Here is a 19,854-nt window from a genome sequence, read left to right as displayed (position 1 = left end):
GCCTGTCGCTAAATAAAAACCATTGGAGAATATTGTGCATGTTTCGGGAGAAAATATCCGGAAACACTATTTATCGAGCGATAAAATTGGCTAAATATAGGCTGCGTACAATGTTATTTGTAAGTGTCCTACTGTATGGCATAGTGAATGAAACAGTATATGCCATGGAAGATGATGCACCGTAACCATTAGAGGAATTTCTTCCTCCAATAGGATACAAAACGATTGAAGCTGCATTACAAGATTTTGAACAACATGATGATCAACAGCTGAAGCTACCACTAAGAGTGCCACCAATAAGTTTTACACATCAATTCGGTAGGTTTAATACAAGTCATTATTTTGAAGTGATGCTCATTAATGAAATTACGCCGCAACATCATTATAAAATCGATGTAAGACCACTTAAAGAAAAAAATCCATTTGAAAAATATAGTTCCATTGTCTTGCCGTTAAAAAACGGCCATGATGCACTTTATATTGATCATGCACAAATAGGCTTTAATTTATTGGTTATCGAAAAAGACAACTGGCAATATGTTTTTAGTATCGATAAAGATGTGGCAGATAAAGTAACAGCAGAAATACTTGTGGAAATTTCCAATTCAATTGACTATTGAAACCATTTTTAATAGGGGTTGCTTCGGCAGCTCCTTTTATGATTGAACGGTAATTTTTGAGTATTTATGATCTATGGTATAATTGTAATTATTTACTATATATTGTGAGGGAACATATGAACAATTATCAATTACTTCGTATAGGTATGTTGATTATCCTATTATCAGGTTGTAACGTATTTTCGACAAAAACTGAAGAACCACCAGTAAAAGAAGCAGCGCCTATTAAAACGACCATTGATCTAAGTAGCGAGGAAAAAGAAAAAAGCGAAGAACCAAAAGTAAGTGATCAACCTATCCTAATTGAAGCAGAAATAGCAGCACATACAGGAGATAATGAAAATTATTTTACTTATGAAGGAAATGTGCCTTTGAAAATTGCTTTAGTGAATACGGGTACAGAAACCTTTTTATACACCTTTCGACATGCTGACAACGAAACGATTGTAGCACAAGGTATGTTGAAAAGTGATGAAAGTTTCAATAAGGTATTTGATGAATTGCCCGAAGGAGACTATGTTCTTTTTTGCGTCGTCGCTGATGAAGAACCGCCAGCAGATATAAAACTAAAGGTAAAGGTAGAATTGCTTAATGAAACGGTATGAATAGAATTGTCTTCAAAGATAGCTGATGCTATCTTTTTTCTTTCAGTTAAGCATTACTTTACTAAAAACGACCATACTATAAATAATGCCTACAATCTTTTATTCTCAACTGGAAAAGGGGATGTATTGGTGAAGAAAATCGTGCTATTGTCGATACTGTCAGTTGTCGCAGTGAATTGTATTTCGTTCGTGGTATTTGCCAATGAGCAACCAGAAGAAGACTTAATGCAAATTATTAGACCATTTATGCCAGCGAATTCGTCACTTATAAGTCCAGATAAGCCTTTTTCTACAAAGTCTGTTCAACTTTATGATTTTAATCACGACGGACAAAAGGAAATCATTTTTACTTATGAAATAAAAGCAAAGCATCAACCTGCTCCTTCGCAATTTGGTGCAATCGTTTTACAAAAGGACCAATCACATTGGCAAAAAGTGTGGGAAACATCCAAGCAAGGAGTAGATTTGGACTTTTCAGCTTTAAAAGACATGACTGGTGATGGTACAAAAGAGTATTTATTTGGTGTAACAATCGGTGCCTCCATCGGTAGCGAGCTTGAAGTTTTCCAATCACTGAATAACGCATTTAAAAAGATTGCGGATATTCCTTATCATAAAATGGAGTTTGTTGAAGGTACACAAAAAGTGGCAATTGCCATTTGGCATTTATACATTGGAGATAGTTACTTAGTTGAGGTACTTCAATGGAATGGTGAAAAATTCGTTTATAACGAAGCGTCCTATGCGAAATATTATCCGCTTATCGAAAACTTTTATATCGATAAAATTTCACAAATCGATGCTTGGTTTTATTGGTATTGCCTTGCAGACGCTCAAATTCAAGCAAATAAATTTAAAGAGGCGTATCGTTCCATTCAAGAGGGGACTGCATTAGCTAAAGCCTCTGCTATGCATGAGGTCATCCATTATTTTAATGAACTCACAGACAGACTAAAGAATAAAAAAATAAACGCTAGCCTTTTCATATAATAAAACTATTTGAAGATAGAAAAACAAGCACGCAATTAAGCTAACACGTGCTTGTTTTTTTATGGATACAATACGGTGTTATGTTGAACAATTTGATTGTCTAGCGGAAAAGAACTTTCAGCCCCAATTTATTGCTTTCCAAACTTTGCGATTTTTTTAAGATAAAATAGGCCAGCTGCCATAATTAACATTCCCAAAGCTTTATAACTCAAGGTTTTAAATGTTTCGTTATAGACTGTTATACTCATAAAAAAAGAACCAATAATAACAAGTATTATTCCTAAAATACTGTTCATTATTTTCAGAATCATTTTACACTCCTTAGAAAGGCCATCATGTATTATTCATAAGACTTATAATGTTTTAATTGTTCTATAGGTAACACGGTACCGTCTATCGTATAATGTTCGAACTGACCTAATCGATCTTTACGATGGACAAAATAAATATAAACAACATTTGGTTCGTCATTAAAAATCACATTCACAGAGTAGTTAGGTAAGCCCCCTAAGTACCATTTGCAGTCAATAGACTGTATTTCTTCCTCTATATAGTGAATTTCTTCTATTAAATATTGGCGAATTTTATGTTCATACAGTTGCTTTTTCAGCTGCACTGTAACATATGGAACGAGCATGATAAGGAGTATGGCGACAAGCACAATTTTTTTTATACAATCGCTCCTGACTAGTAAATAGTAATCGAGCTATTCATTTATGTATATGAAGATGAAATTAGGAGGGGCGACAATTCCATATTATTGTTGAACGATGTCATAGACAATGCTGAACGAGATATTGAGTTTAAAGGAAACCCAAGACTCAAAAATCCTATTTATTTCTTTGTGTAAATCGTCCTTGTCCATATGATGGTCAAGTCCCAATTGCTCAAACGTAAAAGTTTCTAGTATTTCTTCATTATATTTAGTGTTAACAGCAAACGTTATGGTTTGATTCAATGATAATTCCTCCATTGTTATTAAAGGAGAGGACTTACCTTTATGGATCATCGCAAGTCCTCTTTTTATTACGTTATTATAGCTCTATAGATTCTTTATCTACAGCTTGTTCGTCATTCAGTTGTTTCTTCTGGATATATAGAAGAAGAAGCGCTTGGGCTGTCATCGTCAGCACGATAAATAATAAGTGCGTATTAGAGTAGAACAATTTTGCGGTAAAGTAATAAATCGGTGCTGATGATAAGTAAGAAATATACTGATTTTTAGTTATTAAATAGATAATAGTAGCAATACAAAGCGTAACGACTATTAGCTCTAACGTTTCACCGATTAGTATGCTATCGAAATCAAACAGTAAATCGCTTATATAGGACATGTCTTGTTCACCTCACTTTTCTCCGTTTAATACATATTTACAAAAAAATTGTAACATAACAGCCTGCTATTTGGAATCTATTGGTAAAAAATAAGATTTGACAATTCTTCTCTTCACGCATTGAATTGCTATGTTCCTATTGTCTTTCTTCAATCAATCTTGTTGTATATAGCTAATGTGGAAAGCATAGAGTGGGGCGCTATCAATAACTTGCATGCATTTAGGGAATGAGAGCATATAAAAACACAAATGGCGTACGTATTATCGCATACTATAAAATAACCATTATTTCATATGGATGTAACATGTAATACATGACTAGAAGATGGTAGGAATACCCGTTAAAAGACAGTTAGTTGTCGTTCGTTTCATGCCAAATTGAGCAAGAATTATAACAGGTATGTTAAGAGGAAGGGGGGACGCACTTGGTATCCATTCGACAAAAATTAGTATCTGCGAATCAAGCTGCAAAAGTGACAAATGGTAAAAATAATGCCAAAAAATATATTGTTGTACATGAAACAGATAATACGAGTGCAGGAGCGGACGCAGATGCCCATGCACGACTACAACTAAACGGGAATAGTAGAGATGCCAGTTGGCATTGGCAAGTAGATGATCATGAAGCCATCCAATCTTTTGAACATTATTGGGAATGCTGGGGAGCTGGAACATACCAAGGAAATGCGCAAGGTATCCAGGTGGAAATTTGTGTGAATAGCGATGGCGATTTCAAAAAGGCGGTCGAAAATGCGGCCAGTTTAATTGCGAAAATACTAAAGGATGAAAATATAGCCATTCAAAATGTTGTACAGCACCATTATTTCAGTGGGAAAAACTGTCCGAGAAATATCCGTGCAGGGCAAATCACATGGACTAATTTTTTGCAAATGATCACCAGTATGGAAACGCCAAAACCAGAAAAACCACCAACAGAGTCAATGAAATATCGTATTGTCACAGGCACATATAGTACTCGAAATGCAGCGTTAAGTGTTTTAGACATCATGCAGAAACGTTTTGGCTGGGTTGCCTATATTGAACAAGAAGGGACAAAATACCGTGTGAAAACTGGTACTTTTACTGGCCTGACCGCTGCAAAAAGTGCAGACAATAAAATAAAAACTGCTAAATTAGCACAAGTGACATATATTATCGAAGCATAATGTTAAATCCTTTAAATAAATGAGTATTTTAGTTGACTGCTAATAGGAAATGAGTAAAATAAAAAGACAGTACTATTAAATATTAAAACTTAGCAGCTAAAAATAGTGCCTCAGGATTGTATCTGAGGCACATTTTATTGATAAATTGTCAACGTGGAAGCTTTTGAAAGACATTTTCTATTTCATAGAGAATAAAAAAGTACTTTTTCAATGTACAATTTTATGAAGTTAGTAGAGAAACGAGTGCTGTCATGAAATTTTGACACGCTTTTTCTTTTCGTCTTCTCTATAACCTGTTAAGATGGTAATAGTGTGACAACAAGTTAGTGTATATGAGAGTGGTGACAATCAAGATGGATGAACAGAAAAAAGATGGTTTAGAACAACAGCAAGAGCAAACACCGCAAGTAGAAGTAAAACCAGCGGGGCAATTTATTCAGATGAAGCCGTTTAAATTTATTATGCTGATGTTCTTTACAATCTTAATTACCGCAGGCTTAACTATTTTTGCGTTAACTTTCGGTGAAAAGAAAGTAGTAGAAGTAAAAGTTCCGATTGAACGTGCGGAATTTACAAAATTGTATGAAGCATTTGATATGCTGAAAGGCAAATACTACAAAGATATTGATGATGAAAAAGTAGTCGACGGTGCCATCAACGGCATGTTTGAAGCATTAGAAGACCCGTACTCTGATTTCATGGTAAAAGATGAAGCAGAACAGTTTAACTCTGGATTATCTTCAAGCTTCCAAGGAATTGGCGCTGAAATTCAAGAACGTAATGGTTTCATTACTGTTGTGTCACCTATTAAAAATTCACCGGCTGAAAAAGCGGGATTATTACCAAAAGATATTATTTTAACTGTAGACGGCAAAAGTATCCAAGGCTTTAGTGCTTCAGAAGCGGTAGCGCTTATTCGAGGCGAAAAAGGTACGCCTGTTAAACTAACAGTGAAACGTGGCGAAAATGCCAAACCAATTGAAATGACGATTATTCGCGATGACATTCCTGTAGAAACGGTTTATGGTGAAATGCTAGATGGTGATATTGCGCATATTCAAATTACTTCATTTAGTGAGAAAACAGGAGAAGAGTTAGAAAAAATGCTCGCTGAGTACGAAGGAAAAGGCATGAAAGGGATTGTCCTTGATTTACGCCAAAATCCAGGTGGTTACTTAGATGCAGCGGTTGAAATTTCGAATTTATTTGTACCAGAAGGTAAAGCGATTGTACAAGTTCAGCAAAAAGATGAGGAGCCAGTTATTACAAATGCGGTTGCAGGGAAAAAATATGATTTACCTGTAACAGTACTAGTTGATAATGGTAGTGCTTCTGCTTCAGAAATCTTAGCAGGTGCTTTAAAAGAATCAGTTGGTGCTAAAATTGTTGGTGAAACATCATTTGGTAAAGGGACAGTGCAAAATGTTACACCTTTAAAAGATGGCTCGAACTTAAAATTCACTACTGGAAAATGGTTAACACCTAACGGTAATTGGATTAATGAAAAAGGAATCGAACCAGATGTAAAAGTTGCATACCCTGCCTATGCTTCCTTACCTATTTTAGATCCTACGATTGAAATGAAAGATGGCTTACAATCAGATGCTGTCAAAGTAGCTGAAGAAATGCTTGAGGTGCTTGGCTATGAACCTGGGAAAGCTGACGGTGTGTTTGATCAATATACTGAACGTGCAGTGAAAAAACTACAAGCGGACAACGAGCTTGAAGAAACAGGCATTTTAACGAATGAAACAACGTATGCATTAATGGATGCGTTACGCGCGAAAATGAAATCAGAAGATCCTCAACTGTTAAAAGCTAAAGAACTTGTTTCTGAGGCGAAATAATAAACTGAGGCCATTACAAACTAACACAGCAGCTGTCGCACAAGTCGTCTCGTACGACGAATGCGGCAGCTTTTTTATAGGAGGAATTTATTGTGAAGGATGTATATTTATTTAGTGGTTTTCTCGGCAGCGGCAAAACATCAATGCTGACAGATGTTATTCGACAACTAAAGGAAAAGGGCTTAAAGCCAGCTGTGATTATGAATGAGCTTGGCAAGTTGCCTTTTGACTCACAGGCAGTAGAGGAGGACGTCCCGTTAAAGGAGATGTTAGAAGGGTGTATTTGTTGTTCAGGAGCTGAAAAAACAGAAGCTCAAATTCAATCTCTACTATTAGATAGTGAATTTGATGTCCTTATAATTGAAACAACTGGAGCGGCACATCCTGTAGAGGCATTGGATGCAGTTTACTCGCCAATTTTTGCTGAGCAATTAAATGTTAAGGGGATTGTCACGGTGGCAGACTCCAAGCTATGGTTAAATCGAGAGACGCTGACGCCACAAGTTCGTACATTGTTTATGGAACAAATTCGCCATGCTCATTTATTATTGGCCAATAAAATGGATTTATTAAGCGAAGCGGAGCAAGCAAAGGTTGTCTATGAGCTCCAAGGTTTTAATCCGCATGCGTTTATTTTGCAAACAACAAATGGGCGGGTGCCGTTGTCATTGCTGAAAGGTTTAACAGCTACAGTACAAATTGACAAAGAAAACATTGTGAAAACCCCGATTTCTTCCATGCATTTAGCGTCACGATTAGTAGAATTCGACGGTGTTCACTTTACACAAGCGCAATTTGAAGACTGGGTACGTGCCTTGCCAGATACAGTGTACCGTATGAAAGGCTACGTTCCGATTGAAGGGGTGAAAAACCCAATGTTGTTTCAATATGCTTATGGCATGGTACAATGGCTGCCAGAGTACATTAAAATGCCAGCTAAGCTTGTGTTAATCGGTGAAGATGTCGGAAGTGTTGTTGTACCTGGAATCGACTAACAATACATTTTTTATAGATGGTGTATACACATATTTTCAATGAATCTGCTTGTGTTGTTACTGAATGGCCTTACGCTATACAGTAGAAACCGAGCAGTTTTTTTGTATCCAACCTATTTCTAGTAAAAGTTTGCTGGAATTTTTCTTAGAGGAAGGACAATTTTAGTACGAAAAATAGACAAAAGATGAACAGATTTTGCACAGTGTCAACCCCAATTAAAACGTAAGTATTTCATAGCATGGTGAAACATGCTAAAAATTATAACAAAAAAACCCCTGTTTAACGGAAACTACTTCTCTATTGGGCAAGCTAGCAGATGATGGCAAGAATTTTAATAGAATCATACTTTACGATAGGTTGCAGATAGGAGGAATTGCAAAATGAAAAAAACACTTACTGCAATTTGTGCAACATTTCTTTTAGCGGCTCCAATTCAATTGGCTTCTGCTGCTTCCAATACGACAGAAGGGAACACAGCAAATCAAACAACGAACTGTCAAGTTTACTATTATAATTGGTCAAATCACAAGTGGGTTGTAACGAAACCACAAACGACAACACCATCTAAAGATACGCAAACAAATCAACAAACAAATCAACAAACAAATCAACAAACAAATAAACCAACTAATCAACAAAATAATACAACGACAACACCACCAACTACTTCGAAGCCAACTACATCTACATCAGATGTCAATGCTTTTGAACAAGAGGTTGTCAAATTAACAAATGCTGAGCGTACGAAAGCTGGTTTAAAAGCTTTACAAACGGATGATAAATTAATGGCTGCAGCGAGAGAAAAATCACAAGATATGCAATCAAAAAACTATTTTTCACATACGAGCCCAACATTCGGTTCTCCATTTGATCGTATGAAAGCTTTAGGGATTACGTATAAGAGTGCCGGTGAAAATATTGCCCAAGGTCAACGTACACCACAAGAAGTTGTACAAGCTTGGATGGATTCACCAGGTCACCGTGCAAATATTTTAAATGCGAATTATACACATATTGGTGTTGGTTATGTGAAATCAGGTAACTACTGGACGCAACAATTTATTCAAAAATAAAGATGCGATTCGTTAAATAAAAGCAAATAGGGTGTCCAATAAGTCGTAATTGGCTTATTTGGGCGTCTTTTTTGTTTAGTTGAACGACTGATGGTTCAGTAATTCTTAGTGCACAATAAAAAAGTGTTAAATTGAACATAGTCGTCAATCTAACACTTTCTTTTGTTTTTTAGTTTCAGTTATTTACTGCAATACATATTTTCTTTGAACAAGTAATAAACGAATTAATAATGTAATGGCTCCTGCCGAAAGGCCCGCTACAAGCCCAATCCAATAACTTACTGGGCCAAGGTCGGTGTAATTAGCGAGTAAAAAGCCTGTAGGTAGTCCGATAATCCAATAGGAGATGATGGCCATAATGAATGTTATGGTAACATCTTTATACCCTCGTAAAGCACCTTGAACGGGTGCTTGTATCGAATCGGACAATTGGAAAATGGCAGCATAGACTAAAAATTGCTGGGCGTATTGTAAAACCAATCGATCACTTGAGTACATTGTAGCAATTTGTTCGCGCAATAAGTAGAGTATGCAAGCTGAGAAAAAGCTAAATAAAATCGCCGTACCTACGCATAAATAACTATAAAGCTTCGCATCGCGTAAACGACCTGCACCAATTTCGAATCCTACTAAAATTGTTACACCCATTGATATACTAAGAGGGACCATATATAACAACGATGTAAAATTAATAGCGATTTGATGAGCTGCAATAATTTCAGTACTAAAGCTACTCATCATCATTGTCACAGCAGAAAAAATACTTGTTTCCGCGAATAAAGAGATACCAATAGGCACACCAATTACTAAAATCTCTTTCCAGCTTAACCAAGTTAGCTTAGACCACTCGCGGAAAATCGAAAATTGTTCAAAAGGCACTCGTTTTGCCACAATCCAAACAGTGATAAAGAAAATGAGCCAGTAAGTAATGGCAGTAGCAACACCTGCGCCAACACCGCCCAGTTCTGGTGCACCAAATTTACCGAAAATAAAAATGTAATTTAATAAAATATTTATCGGTGTTGCTAGCAGCGTAATAATCATCGTGACACGTGTTTGACCTAACGCATCAATAAAACAACGTAGGACAAAAAATAATAAAAGTGGTATCAGTCCAACGCACATTGCTTGAATATACGATTTAGCAATGTTATGTACAGCTTGTGCTAATTGCATATTGCCTAAAATCCAATCGAGTGCAAAAAATAAAAAGATAAAAATAGCGGCAGCAAGTACAAGGGCCACATATAAGCCTTGTTGCACAGCTTTTTTCGCTGCATGTTCTTTTTTAGCACCAACTAGTTGGGATACAATCGGTGTGATCGCTAATAAAATTCCTGAAAGCCCCGTATAGACAGGCATCCAAATAGAGGAACCAATCGATACACCGGCTAAATCAGCTGTACCGTAACGACTAGACATTAAAATATCAAAAAATGATATAAGGTAAATGGCTACTTGCGTAATTAAAATGGGCACAATGATTTTTAAAATTAAAGCATACTTTTGTTTTAACGTAATGGTTTTGTACATGTCAGTTACTTCCTTTGTAAGCATAATGAATTAGTATATCATAGAGTAGACATAATATGAGTGAAAAATTAAAAGCTTCATCTATATCTTTTCAGTCGCATATAGTAAAATAAAAGACTGTAAACAAAAAGTAGCGATTTGCTGCTATGGCTTTTAAGGAATAGGAGAATTAATGTGAAACAACAAACAATCATTTTAACCGGTGGTGGGACAGCAGGCCATGTATCACTTAACCAAGCGATATTACCTTCTTTACTTGAACTGGGTTATGATGTCCACTATATTGGTTCTGAGCAAGGTATAGAAAAAGAATTAATAGGCGAGGCATTTCCTGACGTTCCGTTTTATGGAATAGCAAGCGGAAAATTGCGTCGTTATTTCTCTATGAAAAACTTTACAGATCCTTTTAAAGTGCTTGCTGGTGTTATGCAAGCGTTTAGAATTATCAAAAAGGTGAAACCAAAAGTTATTTTTTCTAAAGGTGGATTTGTCTCTGTGCCTGTTGTGATGGCAGCTAAATTAGCAGGTATTCCAGTCGTGATCCATGAATCAGATGTCACACCTGGTTTGGCAAATAAAATAGCGCTACCTTTTGCGTCTCATATTTTTACGATTTTTGAAGAGACGTTACAGCACTTGCCAAAAGAAAAGGCAACTTGTACAGGTTCTATCATTCGTCAAGAATTATTTAATGGCAATAAAGTAAAAGGCCTTGCTTACTGTGGCTTTACTGCATCAAAACCAGTGCTATTAGTGATGGGGGGAAGTCTTGGTTCCGTTGTGTTAAATGATGCATTACGCCATAATTTACCCGAATTACTGGAAACATTTCAAGTCATTCATCTTTGTGGCAAAGGGAATAAAGATGACAGCCTAGAATCATTAGAAGGCTACAAACAATTTGAATATGTCACAACAGAATTGCCAGATTTACTACATGCAGCTGACTTTGTCGTTTCACGTGCAGGTTCAAATTCTATTTTTGAATTTTTAGCACTTCATAAGCCGATGCTGTTAATTCCTTTATCAGCGCAAAAAAGTCGCGGTGATCAAATATTAAATGCTAAATTATTTAAAAAACAAGGATATGCTGAAGTGTTGCAAGAAGAGGAACTAACGAAGGAATCGTTTATGAAATCGGTTTATACGTTAACAGAGCGTAAAGCTGAGATGATACAAACAATGGAAAAAACACAAAGACCGAAAACGCCAGATGAAATGGCTAAGTTAATTATCCAATATAAAAAATAAAAAGCTATGTGTACTGTTTGGATTAACAGTGCACATAGCTTTTTCAATTGTTTCATTACATTGCTTGTTCTTCGCCCTCTTGTGTTTGATGGGCTGTTGTTAAATAGAACAAGTCGCGTGGAATTTTGTATAAATGAAATTGTGCCTCGCCACTGTTTACTTGAGCTAATAAAGTAGGGTGACTATCATTTGCACTAACAACATAAGGCAATTTTAAAGCGGCACGCTGTGATTTTACATTTTCAACTCGAATACGGAGAAAAACCGTATGGAAATTATATTCAAAAAACAACTCGTTCAAAAAAAGCATTTTTGCCTTTTGGTTGTAACCTTGCCCTTGATAAGGGAATCCTATCCACGTTCCGAGGAAGCCTGCACCGTCCTCAACATCATGAATGCTAATGGTGCCGATTGGTTGACCCCAATCATCGGTTATGGTCCTAGAAATAGCGAGCCCTCTCGCTTCTTCTTCAATTAGTTGCTTGGTCATAAACCAGTATTCATCCGCCGATTTGGCTTTTTGACGGACGAAGGGAAAAACAGATGGATGCGATAATAGCTCATAAAGCTCTGTACATTCATGTAGGTCTCGATGTTTAAGCATACGAAACGCCTCCTTTGCAAGGGTAGTTAAAACAATTCCGTTAAAACATAAGAATAAAACTAAAATTCGTACTGGAATTAAAAACCCAAAGAACTAGACGTTATAACTATGTTATCCATAATCTCCCGCAGTCTTACTGATTTTGCGACCATACCGAAAAATGGCTAGTTTTATTAATATAATATAACAAGTCTACTGCTTGGTGCAATCAATTTACTCTTAAAAACAAAAATTTACTTTAATTATCAGTTAATTCTGATAACTTGTTAAAAAATATATATGTCGACCATTGCTAGAGATGAATAGAAAGTCTATATTAGTTATATATAACATAAAAATGAGAAAAATAGTGTATTTCTTTAGTAATGTTTTACTTTTTTGGTATGAAAATTTTATTATATTTTATGTTAAAAAAGATAAAATCTTTCTGAAATCAAGAAAGTTTAACGATTGTAAATATGTTATAATACTAGTGTAATTTTTTGTTTTAAAATATATACATTTATTACGAATTTATATATATATGTGACTTTATTGTGGGGAGTGACATCATGGAATATCTTTTAAGCGAAAAATTTTTTAACGAATTATTTATTGGAGAAGATTTCGTCTATTTAATGAAAAAAGTTGGAGACGATTATCAATATGTTCGCTTAAATCAAGCTGCCCAAGTACTGTTATCCAAAAATGCAGTAGGAAAAATGTTATCTGCTGTTACTTCTAGTCGGAATTTTGTTATTATTCAAGAAAATTACCACCGAGCAATTGCATTACATCAGCAAGTCGATTATGTGGATTATGCCTATGTTAAATCTGAAGTTCGAAAATATGAGACATCTGTGCGCCCGATAAAAGACGGAGATGAAGTCTATGTTTTAGCGATTACAAAAGAAATTTTATATGACAGAAGTATTGAAGATAAATTTTTATTTATGCGATCTATGTTTGATCACGCTTTTTTTTCAACAGTCATCTTATCTGCTGAGGGCACTATTTATGAAGTGAATACAAGTTTTATGGAAGATTTTAATTTACAAAATGATAAGATAAAAAATCAGTTGTTCATTGATTTGCCGATTATACCGAAAGAAGAAATTGCGAAAATACAACATTATTTACAAAGAGCAGCGATGGGCGAAAATATAGGCGAAAAGCTTATTAAGCTTCAAACATTAGATAAGAAGGAACGCATGTATTTACTATCGCTTTCGCCAGTTATGCAAGGAGATAATTCCTTTGCTATTTTTCTTATCATGCAAGATTTTACGCAATTTACAGAACAAAAGGCTGCATTGCGGTCAACAACACACGGTTTAGAAGTGTTTAAAGCTGCACTTAATTCCGCTACCTCCATTGCTGTTTTGGATGTAGAAGGCAAAATTGTAGAAGTAAATGATTTGTTTTTAAATGCTTCGGGATTTACAGCTAGTGAGCTTATCGGTCAACCTTATAATCTTATCGAGCCGAGGAATAATAAAAAAGGTGTTTTTCAAACGATTAATGAAACGCTTTTATCAGGAGAGGTTTGGCGAGGGGAGCTATGCTATCGCACCAAATATCATGCAGACTATTGGGTAGAGGCAGCCGTTGTGCCATTGAAAAATGAATTTGGCAAAGTGGAGCAATATTTATCCATTAACTATGATATTACAGACAAGAAAAGAATGTTAACAGAATTAAAAAATATTGAGCGAACATTCCGCTTAATTACCGAAAATACAAATGATTTAATTGTTATCATTAATGAGGATGGCATTATTATTTATGCTTCACCGTCTTACAAAGTGTATTTAGGATATGAAATCGTTGGATTGCAAGGTCAATTTTACAGTAATATTATAGATGAGCAAAGTAAACCAGCGTGGCAAGCCTTTCTGAATGATTTTACTGAAAAGACGGATACCCAGTTTGAACTTTTATTGAAAGCGAAAGATGGCAGACCTGTTTGGACAGAAGGGAATGTGACCGTCGTTCACGATAATGAACGGGAAACCATTTCCCAAATTATTATGGTTTCACGTGAAATCACACATCGAAAAGAAAGAGAAAATGATTTACTCTATCTTGCTTATCACGATAGCCTAACACAACTCCCAAATCGCAGATATCTATTAAAGGAATTCCCTAAAATTATGGCGGATGCACATGCTAAAGATACTTGTATTGCCATGCTTTATATCGATGGAGACGATTTTAAAGATGTGAATGATCAATATGGACATGATATGGGGGATGATTTTATCCGTAAATTTGGTCATGTGCTTATTACATCTGTTCGTAGTCATGATTTAGTTATTCGCATGGGCGGTGATGAATTTATCATTATTTTAACGGGTTTAACTCGTAATCCGGATGATCGACAAGCGCAAATGATGCATATTATTAATCGCATTCGCGCTGGATTAAAAAAAGGATGGATGATAGAAAATCATTTCTTTGCACCTACTGCATCCATGGGTATCGCTTATTACCCTGAACATGCTACAACCCTCGAATCGTTAATGGATTTAGCCGACCAAGCATTATATAAAGCGAAGGAATGCGGGAAAAATCATTTATTTATAACAGCACCCCATTAATAAAAGTCTGTACAAACGAGTATTTACTTGTAGTACAGGCTTTTTGTTAGGCTCATGCTATAATTGTGTAGGAGTTTTAATATTGAAAATAGAAGGTGAACAAATGCCTAAAAAAATATTATTAGTAGAAGATGAAAAGCATATTGCCCGATTTGTAGAGCTTGAATTACAGCATGAAGGCTACGACGTAACCGTGGCATTTGATGGGCGCGAAGGGTTAGCATTAACGTCAAGCGAACAATATGATGTCCTATTATTGGATGTAATGCTACCAAGTATTAATGGCATTGAAATTTGCCGTAGAGTTCGTACGCAGTCACAAGTGCCCATTATTTTACTTACTGCACGAGACGCAGTGATGGATCGGGTTGCTGGATTAGATGCTGGCGCGGATGATTACATAGTAAAACCGTTTGCCATTGAAGAATTACTGGCAAGAATAAGGACGATTTTGCGCCGTGTAGAGCCTCAAGAAAAACGAGGGGGACAGACATTGCAATTTCGTGATATTGAAATCGATATTGATGCATATGAGGTATTGGTTCAAGGAAAAAGACTGGACTTAACAAAAACCGAATACGATTTGTTAAAGCTATTAATGGAACATAAAAATAGAGTTTGTACGCGGGAATTAATTTTAACTTCCGTTTGGGGATATGACGCAGATATTGAGACAAATGTAGTGGACGTATATATCCGCCATTTGCGGACAAAACTACCAGGTGATTCAAATGCTTATATTGAAACGGTACGTGGAGTAGGATACGTGATGCGTGAATGAAAAAAATAAAAGATTATATAAGTAATTTATCTTTACAAAGAAAATGGATGCTTACATCTAGTGCAGTGATTTTTATTAGCTATGCCATTATTTGTATTGTCGTCTATGTTTCATTGCATACATGGCTATTAAATGATGAAGGAAGTAAAGTGAAGCGAACAAGAGATGATGTCGTTTCTTTTTTAGAGTCCCAAGGTCCAAATATTTCGATTCAACAAATTCAACAAAATACAGGCTTATTAAAATCTATCGTCGATCGCGATCAAACGGTCCGACTATTTAATAATGATGGTATTGAAATATTGCGAATTAATAATGCTTCCAAAGCAGCCCCTTTAACATCAATGGGAGATATTGTGCAAATGACTGTTGACAAAAAGGATGCCTATGTTGTTAACGAACCGTTACAGCTCGGTTTTTTCCAAGTATATATTCAAGTAATTCACCCGTTAACGCGTTTTGAATCTTTAATGCGCTATTTGTTGACTGCTATGCTTATTGCGGGTGTGGGTGCACTGTTACTATCTGGCTCCATCGGTTATTATTTAGCGAACTATTTAATGAAGCCACTTCATGCATTACGTGCATCAATGAAAACAGTAATGGACCAAGGTTTTAATGAGCCGATTCAGCTAAGCTATACAACTCAAGATGAAATTGGAGATTTATTAAAAATGTATAATGCCATGATGAATGAACTCCAAATTTCGTTTGCACAGCAACAACAATTTGTTGCAGATGCATCCCATGAGCTACGGACACCGATTCAAGCAATAGAGGGCCATCTTTCATTATTAAAACGTTGGGGCAAAGATGATCCAGCTATTCTTGAAGAGTCTATTGAAACGTCATTAACTGAAATTACCCGCATGCGCAAAATGATTGAAGAGTTGCTAGAGCTTGCACGTCGAGAAGAGAAAGATGAATTAAGTGAGGCTAATCCTATAGAGGTTATTGATAGCGTCATTGAAGAAATGGCGTTAGTATATCCACAAGCAAAAATCACAGTGTCGAAAAATGAAGAAATAGGAGCGGTTTTTATAACCTTTAATGCATTAAGTCAAATCATTCGCAATATCGTGGAAAATGCAATTCGTTATTGTGAAAAAGTTCCTGAAGTCAATATTTCGCTTGCAAACAAAGAGAACGAGGTGCACATTCAAATAGCAGACAACGGCATAGGTATTGCCGACAAAAATCTGCCGTATATTTTTGATCGTTTTTACCGTGTAGATGAGGCGAGAAACCGTCAAATTGGCGGGACTGGCTTAGGTCTCAGCATCACGAAAATGTTACTTGAAAAATACAATGCTTCGGTAGAAGTCAAGAGCGAAGAAAATGTTGGAACCGTTTTCTTGTTGAAATTCCCGCTAAAATATTAAGAAAAAACCGCTGTTTATTTAAGTTTTTTAGCCTTCGGGAAAAAAATTGCTTAATTTGCTAAAAAGTGTTGTATTTTTTGTGAAGAGTAGTAAGATTGAGATGGAAAAAACGTTCTTTAAATTATGGATAAGTTGTGTCGAACATCCTTTTAATGAACGGGATAATATTATATAATTAATTGTAATTTAATTAATGGAACCTGCCGATAGGCAAAATTTGGAGGTCATTTTTCATGTCGAACAACGTTACAACTGTAAGTTCTCCATGGTCAGCTTTCTCTGGTCCTAACTTAGGATATGTGATGGAGCAATACGACTTATTCTTACAGTCTCCTGAAGAAGTAGAACCGGAGTTAGTATCATTATTCCAACAATTTGGTGCACCAGTAGAAGTAGAAGGTGATATGGCTGTAGTAAGTGGTTCAGCAGCTCCTGCTGGCGATTTTAAAAAGATTTTGGCCGCTGTGAAATTAGCTGATACAATTCGTTATCAAGGGCATTTAGCAGCAGATATTTATCCTTTAAAAAATCGTGCACTTCAAACAGCACAAATTGAAGAAAGTGCATTCAACTTAAGTCCTGCGGATTTAGCAGAAATACCTGCTGCAATCTTCTTCAAAGAAGTGCCAGCGGGCGTGAAAAATGGTAAGGATGCTATTGACTACTTAAAATCAGTTTATACAGATAAAGTAGCTTTTGAATACGGGCATGTTGTAGCAACAGAAGAACGCGAGTGGATTCAAGCTCAAATCGAATCTGGTTCTTTAAAACAAGCGCTAACTTCAGATGAGAAAAAAGCGTTATTAGATCGTTTAACACGTGTTGAAAACTTCGAGAAATTCATTCACAAAACATTTGTTGGTCAAAAGCGTTTCTCTGGTGAAGGTTTAGATACTCAAATCGTCCTTTTTGATGAAATTTTAAAAACAGTAGAAGCAAAAAATGTAGAAAATGTACGTATTGGTATGGCTCACCGTGGTCGTCTAAATGTACTAACACATATTTTAAACAAACCTTATGACATGATGTTCTCTGACTTTGCACATGTTTCAAATGACTTATTTATGCCAGAACATGGTCGTCTTGAAATTACAAAAGGCTGGACTGGCGATGTGAAATACCATATGGGTGCTTCCTATACGCGTGAATCAGGGATGAATGTCAAACTAGCATATAACCCTTCTCACTTAGAAGTAGGGAATCCGGTTGTTTTAGGTTCGACTCGTGCAACACAAGATGATACTTCAAAACCAGGTCAAGCTGTGCATAATCCAGCAAAAGGCCTAGGTATTCTTGTACATGGTGATGCTGCATTCCCAGGACAAGGAATTGTAACAGAAGTGTTAAACTATTCAAAAACAGAAGGTTTCTCAACTGGTGGAACAATTCATATCATTGCTAATAATATGATTGGCTTCACAACGGAGCTACAAGACTCACGTTCATCTATTTATTCTTCTGACCCAGCAAAAGGTTACGAAGTACCAGTTGTTCATGTCAATGCAGATAGCCCAGAAGCAGTGACACAAGTAGGTCGTTTTGCAGCAAACTATCGTCAAAAATTCGGTAAAGATATTATTGTTGACTTAATTGGTTACCGTCGTCATGGTCATAATGAAACGGATGATCCAACAGTAACAAATCCAGAAACATACAAACTTGTGGCAAAACATGATACGATTCGTACATTATATGGTGCACAATTAGTAGCAGAAGGGTTAGTTACTGCTGAAGAAGTTGCTGCACTTGACTCAGCTATTTATGCAGAAATGCAAGTGGCTTACGATCATGTGAAAGAAATGGCAGATAAAGATGAACACAAACATTTAGAAATGCCTGAAGAGTTAAAAATCAATTTCCCAGAAATTGATACAGCAGTAGGTGTTGAACGTTTAGAAACTATTAATGAAGAATTATTAGTGTTTGAACAAAACTTTGAACCACAAAAGAAATTAGGTAAAATTTTAGAAAAACGTCGTGATGCATTTGCATCTGCAAAGATTGACTGGGGCCATGCTGAAACATTAGCATACGCAACTATTATTCAAGATGGTACACCGGTGCGCTTTACTGGTCAAGATGCGCAACGTGGTACATTCTCACAACGTCATTTAGTGTTACATGACAAAAATAATGGCAATGTATTTACACCACTTCATCATATCTCTGGTGCAAGCGCTTCATTTACAGTACACAATTCGCCATTAACTGAAGCAGGGGTTGTTGGCTTTGAATACGGTTACAATCTAGAAAAAGGTAATGTTCTATCCGTTTGGGAAGCGCAATTTGGTGACTTTGCGAACATGGCTCAAGTAATGTTTGATAACTTCATTTCAGGCGCACGCGCTAAATGGGGTCAAAAATCAGGATTCGTTATTCTATTACCTCACGGTTATGAGGGCCAAGGTCCAGAACACTCTTCAAGCCGTATGGAACGTTATTTACAAATGTCTGCAGAAAATAACTGGTTTGTTGCCAACTGTTCAAATGCGGGTAACTACTACCACTTATTACGCCGTCAAGCAGCAATGTTAGAAACTGAAGGTGTTCGTCCATTAGTTGTTGTATCACCAAAATCATTACTTCGTCATCCATTAGCTGCAGCGAATGCTGAGCAATTAGCAAATGGCTCATTCCAAGAAGTAATTGAGCAACCAGGTTTAGGTACAAAAACTGAGTCTGTTGAACGTATTGTATTAGGTACAGGTAAAGTAATGATTGATTTAGCTGACCGCGTAAAAGATGGAGAAGGTTTCGATCACTTACACATCGTTCGTGTAGAGCAACTTTACCCATTCCCAACTGCGCAAGTAGCTGATATTATTGCTAAGTATCCAAACGTTAAGGAAGTTGCTTGGGTACAAGAAGAACCTAAAAACCAAGGTACTTGGAATTACGCATTGGAAACATTATATGAACTATCTGAAGGTAAAAAGCTTCGTTATGTAGGTCGTCCTGCAATGAGCTCGACTTCAGAAGGTGATGCAGATTCTCATAAAGCTGCGCAATCAGCTTTAATTGAAGAAGCAGTTGCTGAAACGGTAAAAGTTAAATAAATCTATCATTATTACTGGAAGCTGGGCTACTTGCCTA

18 protein-coding genes are annotated in these 19,854 nt (G+C 36.2%); 12 read left to right on the top strand and 6 right to left on the bottom strand.

Features of this window, described 5'->3' with window-relative positions; genetic code table 11:
• Positions 1–287 precede the first annotated feature (287 nt).
• The 3 genes from ACKVEV_RS06215 to ACKVEV_RS06205 all read left to right on the top strand — a co-directional run bounded on the left by ACKVEV_RS06215 (position 288) and on the right by ACKVEV_RS06205 (position 2,215).
• Positions 288–620 (top strand): hypothetical protein, encoded by a 333-nt coding sequence (locus ACKVEV_RS06215; RefSeq protein ID WP_409369536.1) that lies wholly within the window; start codon positions 288–290, stop codon positions 618–620.
• Positions 621–736: 116 nt separating this feature from the next.
• Positions 737–1,225, top strand: a complete 489-nt coding sequence (locus tag ACKVEV_RS06210; protein ID WP_409369535.1) for a hypothetical protein — start codon at positions 737–739, stop codon at positions 1,223–1,225.
• Between the two features lie 129 nt (positions 1,226–1,354).
• Entirely contained in the window at positions 1,355–2,215 is an 861-nt protein-coding gene (locus ACKVEV_RS06205) for a hypothetical protein (RefSeq protein ID WP_409369534.1), read from the top strand.
• Positions 2,216–2,343: 128 nt separating this feature from the next.
• Here ACKVEV_RS06205 and ACKVEV_RS06200 read toward each other — a convergent pair whose 3' ends face one another.
• From ACKVEV_RS06200 to ACKVEV_RS06185, 4 genes are all read right to left on the bottom strand, one after another.
• Positions 2,344–2,526 (bottom strand): hypothetical protein, encoded by a 183-nt coding sequence (locus ACKVEV_RS06200; protein WP_409369533.1) that lies wholly within the window; start codon positions 2,524–2,526, stop codon positions 2,344–2,346.
• A 29-nt stretch (positions 2,527–2,555) separates the two neighbouring features.
• Positions 2,556–2,876, bottom strand: coding sequence for a DUF3139 domain-containing protein (locus ACKVEV_RS06195; RefSeq protein ID WP_409369532.1), 321 nt, complete (start codon positions 2,874–2,876; stop codon positions 2,556–2,558).
• Between the two features lie 96 nt (positions 2,877–2,972).
• Positions 2,973–3,173 (bottom strand): hypothetical protein, encoded by a 201-nt coding sequence (locus ACKVEV_RS06190; RefSeq protein ID WP_409369531.1) that lies wholly within the window; start codon positions 3,171–3,173, stop codon positions 2,973–2,975.
• 76 nt (positions 3,174–3,249) lie between these two features.
• Entirely contained in the window at positions 3,250–3,549 is a 300-nt protein-coding gene (locus ACKVEV_RS06185; protein WP_409369530.1) for a hypothetical protein, read from the bottom strand.
• A gap of 425 nt (positions 3,550–3,974) precedes the next feature.
• On the opposite strand from ACKVEV_RS06185, the gene ACKVEV_RS06180 reads away from it, so the two are divergent.
• The 4 genes from ACKVEV_RS06180 to ACKVEV_RS06165 all read left to right on the top strand — a co-directional run bounded on the left by ACKVEV_RS06180 (position 3,975) and on the right by ACKVEV_RS06165 (position 8,631).
• Entirely contained in the window at positions 3,975–4,715 is a 741-nt protein-coding gene (locus ACKVEV_RS06180; RefSeq protein WP_409369529.1) for an N-acetylmuramoyl-L-alanine amidase, read from the top strand.
• Positions 4,716–5,068: 353 nt separating this feature from the next.
• A complete protein-coding gene (locus ACKVEV_RS06175) occupies positions 5,069–6,562 on the top strand; it encodes a S41 family peptidase (protein WP_409369528.1) in 1,494 nt (497 codons plus the stop codon).
• A 92-nt stretch (positions 6,563–6,654) separates the two neighbouring features.
• Positions 6,655–7,557: a CobW family GTP-binding protein gene (locus ACKVEV_RS06170; RefSeq protein ID WP_409369527.1), complete on the top strand. Its 903-nt coding sequence runs from the start codon at positions 6,655–6,657 to the stop codon at positions 7,555–7,557.
• Between the two features lie 381 nt (positions 7,558–7,938).
• Entirely contained in the window at positions 7,939–8,631 is a 693-nt protein-coding gene (locus ACKVEV_RS06165) for a CAP domain-containing protein (protein ID WP_409369526.1), read from the top strand.
• Positions 8,632–8,814: 183 nt separating this feature from the next.
• Here the strand turns inward: ACKVEV_RS06165 and ACKVEV_RS06160 are convergent, their stop codons facing one another.
• Entirely contained in the window at positions 8,815–10,164 is a 1,350-nt protein-coding gene (locus ACKVEV_RS06160) for an MATE family efflux transporter (RefSeq protein ID WP_409369525.1), read from the bottom strand.
• A gap of 174 nt (positions 10,165–10,338) precedes the next feature.
• Here ACKVEV_RS06160 and ACKVEV_RS06155 point away from each other — a divergent pair, with 174 nt between their 5' ends.
• The gene (locus tag ACKVEV_RS06155; RefSeq protein ID WP_409369524.1) at positions 10,339–11,415 is read left to right on the top strand and encodes an undecaprenyldiphospho-muramoylpentapeptide beta-N-acetylglucosaminyltransferase; all 1,077 of its coding nucleotides are present in this window, start codon (positions 10,339–10,341) and stop codon (positions 11,413–11,415) included.
• 55 nt (positions 11,416–11,470) lie between these two features.
• Here the strand turns inward: ACKVEV_RS06155 and ACKVEV_RS06150 are convergent, their stop codons facing one another.
• A complete protein-coding gene (locus ACKVEV_RS06150) occupies positions 11,471–12,019 on the bottom strand; it encodes a GNAT family N-acetyltransferase (RefSeq protein WP_409369523.1) in 549 nt (182 codons plus the stop codon).
• 551 nt (positions 12,020–12,570) lie between these two features.
• Here ACKVEV_RS06150 and ACKVEV_RS06145 point away from each other — a divergent pair.
• The 4 genes from ACKVEV_RS06145 to ACKVEV_RS06130 all read left to right on the top strand — a co-directional run bounded on the left by ACKVEV_RS06145 (position 12,571) and on the right by ACKVEV_RS06130 (position 19,817).
• Positions 12,571–14,598, top strand: coding sequence for a diguanylate cyclase domain-containing protein (locus ACKVEV_RS06145; protein ID WP_409369522.1), 2,028 nt, complete (start codon positions 12,571–12,573; stop codon positions 14,596–14,598).
• Positions 14,599–14,701: 103 nt separating this feature from the next.
• Positions 14,702–15,379, top strand: coding sequence for a response regulator transcription factor (locus ACKVEV_RS06140; protein WP_409370513.1), 678 nt, complete (start codon positions 14,702–14,704; stop codon positions 15,377–15,379).
• Positions 15,376–16,761 (top strand): sensor histidine kinase, encoded by a 1,386-nt coding sequence (locus ACKVEV_RS06135; RefSeq protein WP_409369521.1) that lies wholly within the window; start codon positions 15,376–15,378, stop codon positions 16,759–16,761. The genes ACKVEV_RS06140 and ACKVEV_RS06135 overlap by 4 nt, the downstream gene beginning before the upstream one ends.
• A gap of 233 nt (positions 16,762–16,994) precedes the next feature.
• Positions 16,995–19,817: a 2-oxoglutarate dehydrogenase E1 component gene (locus tag ACKVEV_RS06130; RefSeq protein WP_409369520.1), complete on the top strand. Its 2,823-nt coding sequence runs from the start codon at positions 16,995–16,997 to the stop codon at positions 19,815–19,817.
• Positions 19,818–19,854 lie beyond the last annotated feature (37 nt).

Origin of the sequence: Lysinibacillus sp. 38-6, assembly GCF_046245175.1 — a bacterium.
Taxonomy (GTDB): domain Bacteria; phylum Bacillota; class Bacilli; order Bacillales_A; family Planococcaceae; genus Lysinibacillus.
Note: the sequence above shows the minus strand (reverse complement) of the source record. Positions and strands in the feature narration are given on the sequence as shown.

Coding starts and splice junctions, on each gene's coding strand:
- ACKVEV_RS06165 (WP_409369526.1), top strand. CDS start 7,939: ATGAAAAAAACACTTACTGCAATTTGTGCAACATTTCTTTTAGCGGCT.
- ACKVEV_RS06130 (WP_409369520.1), top strand. CDS start 16,995: ATGTCGAACAACGTTACAACTGTAAGTTCTCCATGGTCAGCTTTCTCT.
- ACKVEV_RS06140 (WP_409370513.1), top strand. CDS start 14,702: ATGCCTAAAAAAATATTATTAGTAGAAGATGAAAAGCATATTGCCCGA.
- ACKVEV_RS06135 (WP_409369521.1), top strand. CDS start 15,376: ATGAAAAAAATAAAAGATTATATAAGTAATTTATCTTTACAAAGAAAA.
- ACKVEV_RS06200 (WP_409369533.1), bottom strand. CDS start 2,526: ATGATTCTGAAAATAATGAACAGTATTTTAGGAATAATACTTGTTATT.
- ACKVEV_RS06145 (WP_409369522.1), top strand. CDS start 12,571: ATGGAATATCTTTTAAGCGAAAAATTTTTTAACGAATTATTTATTGGA.
- ACKVEV_RS06175 (WP_409369528.1), top strand. CDS start 5,069: ATGGATGAACAGAAAAAAGATGGTTTAGAACAACAGCAAGAGCAAACA.
- ACKVEV_RS06160 (WP_409369525.1), bottom strand. CDS start 10,164: ATGTACAAAACCATTACGTTAAAACAAAAGTATGCTTTAATTTTAAAA.
- ACKVEV_RS06210 (WP_409369535.1), top strand. CDS start 737: ATGAACAATTATCAATTACTTCGTATAGGTATGTTGATTATCCTATTA.
- ACKVEV_RS06150 (WP_409369523.1), bottom strand. CDS start 12,019: ATGCTTAAACATCGAGACCTACATGAATGTACAGAGCTTTATGAGCTA.
- ACKVEV_RS06185 (WP_409369530.1), bottom strand. CDS start 3,549: ATGTCCTATATAAGCGATTTACTGTTTGATTTCGATAGCATACTAATC.